The organism is Bacillus sp. JJ1764 (genome assembly GCF_036962145.1).
In the GTDB taxonomy this organism is placed as follows: Bacteria; Bacillota; Bacilli; order Bacillales; family Cytobacillaceae; genus Neobacillus.
Window position 1 is genome coordinate 1 of sequence record NZ_JBALNY010000008.1, and the last position, 9,961, is coordinate 9,961.

The 9,961-nt window shown below is 37.9% G+C and carries 8 protein-coding genes and 1 pseudogene; 8 read left to right on the forward strand and 1 reads right to left on the reverse strand.

Going from position 1 to position 9,961, the window contains the following annotated elements:
• Positions 1–139: 139 nt before the first annotated feature.
• The 4 genes and pseudogenes from V7083_RS01235 to V7083_RS01250 all read left to right on the forward strand — a co-directional run bounded on the left by V7083_RS01235 (position 140) and on the right by V7083_RS01250 (position 5,210).
• Complete coding sequence (locus V7083_RS01235) at positions 140–1,672, forward strand: NADH dehydrogenase subunit 5 (RefSeq protein ID WP_335474511.1); 1,533 nt, start codon at positions 140–142, stop codon at positions 1,670–1,672.
• A pseudogene (locus tag V7083_RS01240) lies at positions 1,669–4,264 on the forward strand (DUF2309 domain-containing protein). Before V7083_RS01235 ends, V7083_RS01240 begins: the two are co-directional and overlap by 4 nt.
• 68 nt (positions 4,265–4,332) lie before the next feature.
• Positions 4,333–4,698: a DUF2294 domain-containing protein gene (locus tag V7083_RS01245; protein WP_335474513.1), complete on the forward strand. Its 366-nt coding sequence runs from the start codon at positions 4,333–4,335 to the stop codon at positions 4,696–4,698.
• Positions 4,699–4,715: 17 nt separating this feature from the next.
• Positions 4,716–5,210: a carbonic anhydrase gene (locus tag V7083_RS01250; RefSeq protein WP_335474515.1), complete on the forward strand. Its 495-nt coding sequence runs from the start codon at positions 4,716–4,718 to the stop codon at positions 5,208–5,210.
• A gap of 61 nt (positions 5,211–5,271) precedes the next feature.
• Here V7083_RS01250 and V7083_RS01255 read toward each other — a convergent pair whose 3' ends face one another.
• On the reverse strand, positions 5,272–6,216 hold the full coding sequence (locus tag V7083_RS01255) for an EamA family transporter (protein WP_335474519.1): 945 nt from the start codon (positions 6,214–6,216) through the stop codon (positions 5,272–5,274).
• Positions 6,217–6,334: 118 nt separating this feature from the next.
• Between V7083_RS01255 and V7083_RS01260 the strand changes: the two genes are divergently transcribed.
• From V7083_RS01260 to V7083_RS01275, 4 genes are all read left to right on the forward strand, one after another.
• On the forward strand, positions 6,335–7,219 hold the full coding sequence (locus V7083_RS01260) for an AraC family transcriptional regulator (protein WP_335474521.1): 885 nt from the start codon (positions 6,335–6,337) through the stop codon (positions 7,217–7,219).
• Positions 7,220–7,318: 99 nt separating this feature from the next.
• Positions 7,319–8,167, forward strand: coding sequence for a DUF6544 family protein (locus tag V7083_RS01265; protein ID WP_335474524.1), 849 nt, complete (start codon positions 7,319–7,321; stop codon positions 8,165–8,167).
• Positions 8,168–8,317: 150 nt separating this feature from the next.
• Entirely contained in the window at positions 8,318–9,007 is a 690-nt protein-coding gene (locus tag V7083_RS01270; protein WP_335474525.1) for a PRD domain-containing protein, read from the forward strand.
• A gap of 59 nt (positions 9,008–9,066) precedes the next feature.
• Positions 9,067–9,789 (forward strand): GntR family transcriptional regulator, encoded by a 723-nt coding sequence (locus V7083_RS01275; protein ID WP_335474527.1) that lies wholly within the window; start codon positions 9,067–9,069, stop codon positions 9,787–9,789.
• Positions 9,790–9,961: the final 172 nt, after the last annotated feature.

A 9,961-nucleotide genomic window follows, 5' to 3' on the forward strand; every position in this document is an offset into this window, starting at 1 on the left:
TGTAAAATCAACATTGTTCTTTAACATTCACTTAGTACCAATTAGACCATTTCAGATGAAAAAATCTGTATTGAAGTTTAAGAGATACAAATGATTTACTATGTTCATTTCGTATTCATTTTTTATGGGGGAGAGCTTGATGTTTCATTTTTTTGAGCATATTTCATTACCGGCTGTATTTTTTTTCGTGATGGCACTTTCTTTTCTAAGTGGGATCTTCGTGTTATACAAAAGGATTCCATTGCATTTCATTCGTCTTCACATAGGTTTTATTTCATTAGCTCCGATTGTCGCTTTGTTAGGTCTGATTACTAACAACGGAAATGTTATGTTTGGTCCTTGGCGTTTTGATTCTCGGTCATGGCTTATAGCCCTATTTGTTTTAACAATCGGCTTAATTGTACAACGATTTTCCATTCGTTATTTATATGGTGACCGTTCTTACCGGAAATATTTTACCCTGATGACCATCACTACCTCTGCAGACACTCTTACCTGGATAAGTAATGATCTTCGCATTTTGTTGTTCTGTTGGGGGATTACACTTTTAGGATTAACCTGGCTAATTAGATTAAATAAGGAGTGGCAGGTTTCGAGAAAAGCGGCAGCCATGACTGGGCGATTATTTTTACTCAGCTGGATCATCTTAGCGGTGACCATCATTTGGATTACACAATCTACAGGACATTGGCAGCTTTCAAATGTACTAACGAAAAACAATTTGGCTCAACTACCTTCAGGGGAGAAGACCTGTATGAACCTCTTATTGATGGTAGCAATGATCATTCCGTCAGCCCAGTTTCCTTTTCAACGCTGGCTATTAAACTCAGTTGTTGCACCAACTCCTATTTCAGCTGTCATGCATGCAGGGATCGTGAATGCCGGTGGTCTCCTGTTGACAAGTTTCGCACCGCTGTTCAGCGGGAGTTCAGCACAAATGATTCTTCTGATACTGTCCAGTATATCCGTGCTTCTAGGAACAGGAATTATGCTGGTTCAAGTAGACTATAAACGGCAACTGGTTGGCTCTACCATGGCCCAGATGGGGTTCATGTTGATTCAGTGTGCATTAGGTGCCTATCTGGCAGCAATTATTCATGCTATTTTACACGGTTTATTCAAAGCGAGCCTCTTCTTACAGGCGGGTTCTGCCATTCAATACAAGAAGTCATTTACCTTCAAAGACCGGCCGCTGTCCTTTTCGTGGCTTATGGCTGGAGGGATTTTGGGTCTCTTAACAGGGATTGGTTATTGGCTTATCTCTCATGGAGGGGGTTATCAATTGGTAAGTACTTTCATTTTAGGGTGGTCCGTGGCATTTGCCTGGACCGGACTCGTGGCGTTTGGGAATGGTCGTGTTAGTAAAATGGCTGGGCTAATTTCGCTAGTTGGAGCGGCAATTATGTTCCACTTCATTCATACGGTATTAGATCGTTTGTTAGATAAAACAGTGATAAATGGAAGTCAACCACATGCCTATGCAGCCATTTTGATCCTGTTGATCATTGGCGGAAGTTCTCTTTGTATATGGATCGCACGAAGTCGTTCCTCGAAGCTTTTTACATTCATTTATCTATGGCTCGTACATTTAGGTGAGCCACACAAAGATTTAGTTGAAAGCCATCCACAATATTTGGCAAAATCCTTATCTAATAGGAGGTCGTTTGGATGACAACCATTTTAGCCAAACCATTAAATGGGGAAAAGCAATATGAAGATCTTGATATTTATGATTTGGTGAAGTCAGCGAGCAAAGTCATTTCACCTCTTGGTCCTATTAGCAAGTTTGCAGCTCGCAGTCCTTGGGCGGGTTTAGAGGGGCATACATTTGAAGAGATCGCGCGTCGTTTTCAAGATATTTTTGATATTGAGCTATTACCCAATGATTCTATCTTGCAGACTGCTCGGAATCAAGGAGAAATAGATTTACATTTTTTAGAAGAAGTCCTCCAGCAATGGCTAGATACACAGTCGATCAAATTACCTCATGAAACTATTAGGAGGTTTTGCCGGGCTGCACTATTACAGGATATGCCGTCTCCTAATTTGGCGCTACTTCCCGAAGTAAAGAATATGGCAAAGACATTGAATCGCTTTAAGTCTGAGATGAAGACTAGGCAACACGTGCAAACCCTTAGTCAGCGTTTTGATCGGATTTGGGAACTGGAGATTTCTCGGGATCTCAACACCCATATGATCAAGTGGTGTAAATTATTCTTGGATGAATCTCAAGCTGTTTGGTCGATGCCTAACCGCGAGGAAGGCTTTTATCAAGCATGGCGGAAAATGGTTTCCTTTGACCCAGCAATACGTTCGGATGTACGAAAGCAGATTAATAAATTGCCTACTCAAGCGGATGTTGCCTTACGTGAGGCCTTAACTCAATTGGAAATAGCAGATTCAGAGATTCAGGAATACCTGGAAGCCCATTTACTTGCCTTGCCAGGATGGGCAGGAATGATGATATGGCGTACCCAGCAACAAATAGGAGAACGTTCATTGCTATTTGACTATTTAGCCATACGAATTTCCATGGAGCTTGTACTGATGAAGCCATATCTTCCTTTTCCCAAGGAAAACAAAGAGGATGAAGGGTTCATAGAATCATTAATCGTTGCCTGGCAACAATGGGGGGACCTTCCAATCCAAGCATGGGCACAAATGCCTTTTGAAGAACAAAAAGCTCGTTTGACCCTTGCTTGGCGATTTGATAAGATACTCCGCAATAGANNCCTGGGAAAAGTCATATGAAGATCAATTAATGAACAAAATCATCGGACAACCAACTTCAATGCAAAAAAGTTCTGCTTTGGCACAGTTTGTTTTTTGTATCGATGTACGATCGGAACCCTTTCGCCGCAGGCTGGAAAAAGAAGTTGATTTTGAAACCTTTGGAACAGCCGGTTTTTTTGGTTTGCCGATTGAAACCAGCAAACTAGAAAATGACCATAGTCATAGTTCTTTACCCGTTATATTAAAACCAAAATTCAAAGTAAATGAAATTTTGCCAGAAACTCAATACAATCAATTTAACCAACGATTGCAGGCAGTTCATTCACTTAAAGATACGTTTAAAACGATGAAACACAACTTGATTGCTAGTCTTTTATTGCCGGAGATCAGTGGGCCTTGGCTTAGTGTGCAAACGCTGACCCGCAGTTTTATGCCAAGGAGTAGGGGAAGCCTTTCCAAGAAACTACTTAACAAATGGTTAAGGAAACCTGATGCAGATTTAACACTTGACCGGGTTCGGATGGTAAATTCAGAGTTACCAGTTGGTTTTTCTGATGAGGAAAAGGTGCAATACGTGGGACAGGCTTTAAAAATGATAGGACTGACCGATCATTTCGCTCCTTTTGTGGTGATTTGCGGGCACGGCAGCAGAAGTACAAATAACCCATATGCTGCTTCTCTAGACTGCGGGGCATGCGGCGGAGCATCAAGCGCTTTTAATGCGAGAGTTCTCGCCACTTTATGTAACCTTCCAACTGTAAGAAAATCACTTCAGGAAAAGGGAATGACGATTCCGGATCATACAATTTTTGCAGCTGCAGAGCATATTACAACGGTTGATGAATTAGAATGGGTCTATTTGCCCCAACTTTCAGATGCAGCTGAAGCAGCATTTGCTCACATTCAAAAGGTACTGCCAAAAGTCAGGGAAGAAGTTACGGCTGAGAGAATTGGGAAATTGCCTACTCTTAAGGCTACCTTCAAAAACCCTAATGCTGAAGCAGAGCGTCTTTCAGAGGACTGGAGTGAGGTTCGTCCAGAATGGGGATTGGCAGGAAATGCGGCGTTTGTGATCGGAGACCGCAGTCTGACTCGGCAACAGAATCTAGAGGGGAGAGTTTTCCTTCATAATTATGATTGGAAAAAGGATAAGAATGGTTCTCTTCTTGCCAACATTATATCTGGGCCGGCGACGGTCTGTCAGTGGATTAACCTACAATATTATGCTTCAACCGTTGCACCACATTATTATGGTAGTGGAAACAAGGCAACCCAAACCGTGACCTCAGGATATGGAGTCATGCAGGGAAATGCGAGTGATTTATTAACAGGACTTCCCTGGCAGTCGGTCATGCAATCGGATCAAGAGGGCTATCATTCACCTCTAAGGCTGCTGGTCGTGATTCAAGCACCAAAAGAATACGTTGAACGATTGTTAAATCATGATCAGGCATTCCAACAAAAAGTGAAAAACGGATGGCTTAAGCTTGCATCCATTGATCCAGAAGGTAACTGGAAGCATTGGTCTTAACTATGTTTTTGATAGAATTCTATATAAAGATAGGTAGTAAATAAAATTAAGAAGGGATAGGGGTTCGTTTGGATAAATCAAAGGGTCAACTGGAGGCCGAAGTCAGTAAAGCGTTAACTCAATGGGAGAAAAGTTATCTTGGGAGAGGTTCTATATCTGTTAAGTCAGATATCTTACGCGATATGATCATTGTTACCTTGACTGGAATTTTAACCCCGGCTGAATATGCACTATGTAAGGATAAAGAGGGATTGTTATCTATAAAGAATACCCGAAACAGTCTAGTCGAAACCGGGCAAGAACAATTAAAGGATATTATTTTTTCACTCACCGGTCAGGAAGTAACAAGTTTTCATACCGATATCAGTACCCAGACTGGTGAAAGGTTCATGGTCTTTAAACTTTCAGGTGATTTAGAAAAATTATTGTCTTAAAAAATGGGGTGGATGAAATGAATATGGATGAAAAGAAAAAGGTGTTGTTTGTGATTGGAATGGATCAAAATCCAGAACGAATCATTAAAAAATTTACTAGTCATCAATCGAATAGTATAACCTTGCCATATTATGGACCAACCATTTTACCGTTTGGAGAATTAATGCGAGACATTATCATCGCAGTTTACCAGGAAAATGTCGAAGAAATATTTGTTACCTTATCAAAGGATAACCGAAAAAAAGATAGAGAGATTTATCATAAATTAGCGGAACATGAAGGTTTCCAAGAGAAACTGCAAACATTAGATTATTTATTTCATCATTGTATGCCGGAATTTCCTAATGTCAGCATCCAAGAATGGCTGGAAGGAAACACCACATCACCGAATAAAATGGATACTATTGTTAATGTTATTCGGAAACATCCGTTAATGCCTGAAAATGTAAAGGTTACAGAAATTATCTTAGAGAATGAACATCCATCAGAAATTACATCTCTAACCAGCTAACTCCATCAAAAAGAGCCTAAATATGGTGAACTAGTCCATATGGTTCAAAAAGCCCCTTACATTAACTCACTTTAAGGGGATTTTTATTTTTATGAATTTGGTTATGTTTTGAAGAATGTCCTTTATTCAAGGCCACCAATAAGATCATCCCTAAGATACAAGCTGTTCCAACCCATTGGAAAATACCATAGGGCTCTTTTAACCAAAAGACTGTTGTTACAACAGCAGCTAGTGGCTCTATGCTTCCTAAAATGCTTGATTCTTTCGGATCCAACTTTTTTAAACTTTCTATATAGAACCAAAAGGCAATCATTGTTCCAAAAATAATAATGAATACTAAATAAACATAAGCTTCTATTGTTAAGCTTGCATACTCCATTTGCCATGGCGGATGGATAAAACTTAATGCAAAACTGCCGATTAACATAGCCCATCCAACAATGACAAGTGAATCAAATTGCTTCAGTAACGGTACGGCATAAAGAGTATAAAATGCTAAAGCTATTCCAGATAACACTCCCCAAACAACGGCAACTGTAGGCACAGATAATTGTGAGAATGTTCCGTTTGTTAATAAGAAAAAACAACCAACTAAAGCCAGAGAAACAGTCAACAAATCTCTCTTTGTTGGCACAGCTTGTTTGCGAAAAATAAAATATACGATAATCATTACAGGTGCTAAATACTGTAATAGCGTGGCAACCGCAGCATTTCCATGTTCAATGGAAGCCATATAGGTGTATTGAACACCAAGCATACCGATTAACCCGAAGATCATCAATTGAATGGCTATCTTTCGAGTTTTCCAAACACCAAGGATCTGAGAACGGTCCTTTGTAAAAAATTGAACGGTTAGTAACAAACAACCCGATACTAGTAATCGAATCGTTACAAGCCAATTTACATCAATTTGATCCTGTTGAAATAGTTTTTTTGCAACTGTTCCCCCAATCCCCCAAAATACTGCTCCCGTTAGAACTAGAAATATTCCCTTTAGTCTTTCCATAATTGATTCTCCACCCTTAAATATAAAAATAGTGTTATGATGTATAAAATGATAAATGACTAACGGCTGAAAATATACCTGAATTGAATAAAAAAGTATAAGGATATTGAGGTGTTACATGCAAATTAAAGATTTTATGATTGACCAAAGTTTAAAGGAATTAACTGAACATCGAACAGTTATGTTACCGATTGCTTGTTATGAAACTACGATTACCCAAAATATACATCAATATATACCACTTCATTGGCACGATGAATTTCAGTTTGTTCATGTTATAAAAGGAGAAGCCAATTTTCAAATAAACGAAGAAAGTATTACGGTACAAAAAGGCGAGGGGCTGTTTATAAATAGCGGCTGTCTGCACATGGCAAAAGATATGAATCATTCAGGATGTACTTATATTTGTTTAAATGTTTCACCACATTTCGTTCTATCTCAAGAACTTTACACAACCTATGTAAATCCCTATATTCAAGCGACTAATTTACCTTACTTACATTTAGATCCGAAGGAAATTTGGGAAAAAAACATTTTAAATGCTATCTTAAACATCAATCAATTGATCCAACAAAAGACATCATACTATGAAATGGGCATCACCATTCAGCTAACGTTAATTTGGAAAAACATGGTTGAAAATGGATTCCAATTAAAGTTCGAACAATCGGAAATGGTGAAGAGTCAACGAATGAAGCAGATGTTAAATTGGATCCACCTACACTATGCTGAGAAGATCCTTTTAGAGGATATTGCTAAAGCTGGCCATTTAAGCCGCTCCGAATGCTGTCGCTATTTTAAACGAATTTTAAAGAAAACTCCGCTACATTATGTAACGGATTATCGGATTCAAAAAAGTTTACTATTACTTCAACATCCAGAATCCAATGTCACAGATGTAGCTTATCAAGTAGGGTTTAACAGCACTAGTTATTTCATTGAAACATTTCGAAAGTCGATGAGTATGACACCCTTAGCATACAAAAAGTTCAAAAGCAAATAATAGGTTATTTTTGCCATTTCCCTCTTATGACTTTTATCGCTTAGGAATTTTCTGATATTTGATATCATGAAGCCAAAAGGAACGAAAGAAGGAATTTTAGTGTTTAAATGGATATTGGTGACAATAATTGCTATTTTACTCCTATTGTTCGCCATCTCAAGAATTTGCCGGATAATGTTCGAAAAGGACGCACAAGTGATTGTTTCATCATTACTTCAAAGTGCTGATATTAAGGGAACAAAAACAATTCAGGAAGAAGACATGAAAGATTTACCATTTGCAGTGCAAAATTGGCTAAGGAATTCAAATGTTATTGGAAAACAGCCCATAAAAACGGTTCGTTTAAGACAAGAAGGTAGAATGCGTATAAAAAAAGATGGGCCTTGGATGCCTACAACAGCCGAACAGTACTTTACTGTGGATCAGCCAGGGTTCGTATGGATGGCTGATGTTAAAATGTTACCACTTGTTCAACTGTCGGGCCTCGATACCTATAAAAACGGTATGGGGAAAATGATAATAAAACTTCTTTCTATCATCCCTGTTGTGAATTCTAAGGGTCAAGAGATTAACTCAGGAACGATGATGAGGTATCTTGCCGAAATGATGTGGTTTCCTTCAGCTGCATTAAGCCCATATATCCAATGGGAAGAAGTTGATGAAAACACAGCAAAGGCAACTATGGAATACAAGGGTATATCCGTTTCTGGAACTTTTTATTTTAATGAAATAGGAGAAATTCTTCGCTTTTCAGGAAAACGGTATAGGGATGTTAATGGAAAGTACATCCTGAGTGATTGGGGTGGAGAGAATAAGGAGTTTACAGAGTTTTCTGGAATCAGAATACCCAGTAAATCGGTTGTCATTTGGTACGAGGAAGAAGGTCCCTTTGAATGGTTTGAAATTGAGATTAAGGATATTGAATTTAACCAACAATCGTTATGGTAGTAAATAATGTTCGTTAATGGAGGAATTAAGTATAGAGGACAATAAAGGGGAATAAATGAAATATTAACTTCTTTAGGATCGTTGAATTAAAAGTAAGCAGGTATTCATAATTTTCGCATGATCTCCTAATAATAAAAAGAAAAAGAAAAAATGATTATTACAACTTGTATAACGGGCATCGGAACAGCTATTCAGATTCAAAAATTGCTTGAATCAAGTATTCCTGAGCGTTTTGCTATAAAAGTAATGGCATATGAATATAAACGATTACAGGAATTAGGTATTACTGAAACCCTTTTTCAAGTGTATGATGTTCTGGGGATTGTTGGCACAAAGGATCCTGAAATAGACCAAGTTCATTACCTATCTTTAGAAGATCTTATTTCCGGTCAGGGCGAAGTGAAAATGAAAAGGATCTTTCATTCTATTGTGGATGAAGAGGGGTTCCAAGAAATCAATGATAATCTGATTCGTAATTTCTCTTTGGAAAGGGTAATTGGATCCATCACTATATTGGATTCGGAAAAAATTCTGACCCATGTAGAGGAATTTATTAATAGACTGGAAATTCGTTTAAATCAGCGATTATCGAATGATAAAAAAATCGCTCTTTATGTTCATATTTGTTGTCTAGTGGAGCGGTTAATTCGCCAAGTTCCTATTGAAATATATACAAAAAGTATTGAAGAATTCGAGCAGTGTCAGATGGAAATGGTACATCTAATTAGAGATGCTTTTAGTGTCATTGAAAATATATATAATGTTAAAATAAATACAGCTGAAATTGGATATATATATGATTATTTGGTATCAGAATCAGGATATCATGAAGATTTTTAACAGCAATTCAATCATATAATATACCTTTGGTCTTGAAAGGAAAGTTTTGGTGAATTGAAATGGAACGTCCAATTATTAATACAACTCCCATGCATATTCAATTAAGGGACCTATTATGGGCAAAAATTGAAAGTGGAGAATGGGGCAGTGGGGAAGCAATTCCCTCTGAACGTGAGTTAGCAGCCATTTATGGTTTGAATAGGACAACCGTAAGATACGCTATACAGGGGCTAGTTGACGAAGGTGTGTTAAAAAAGGTCCAAGGTAAGGGTACCTTTGTCAAAGATCAAAAAATTGCTACTCGATTAAATGAGTTGGTCGGTTTTAGTAAGGTCATGCAGGAAAAAGGGCATAAACCTTCGACTAAGCTATTGTTTTCTGGCAAAAGAAGAGCAGCGTTTAAATACAGTGAAATTTTTAAAATTGATAAAGATGATTGGGTATATCGTATTGTCCGTCTACGTCTGGTAGATGGGGACCCTTACTCCATTGAAGATGCATACATTCCTATGAAATATGTTCCTGGAATTGAAAAGGTAGATTTTCAAGTGATCTCCCTTTATGAATTTTTTGCTCAAAACGGGATTATTTTATCCCAGGGAAAGGAATTACTTAATGTAGTAAAGGTGAGAAATAGTGAGGCAAAGCTATTGCAAATCCCTGTGGGGAGTCCAGTATATCTAAGCAAATACATCAGCCAGGATCAGGAAGGCAGAAGAATGGAGTATCTACATTCTTATAGTAGAAGTGATAAAATTTCTTTATCAATTGAATTTGACTGATAAAATAAGGCAAACACCAAGTACTAAGTAATTTGGTGTTTTTTATTTTGGATATGTTAAACGAAATTGTTGATTTTTTGTACCTTGTTGATTGGAGAGGAAGGCAAGAAGACTACTCGAAAATGCTAACGCATTTCCTTCGTGCATGGGTAAATTCATGGAAGAAAATCAA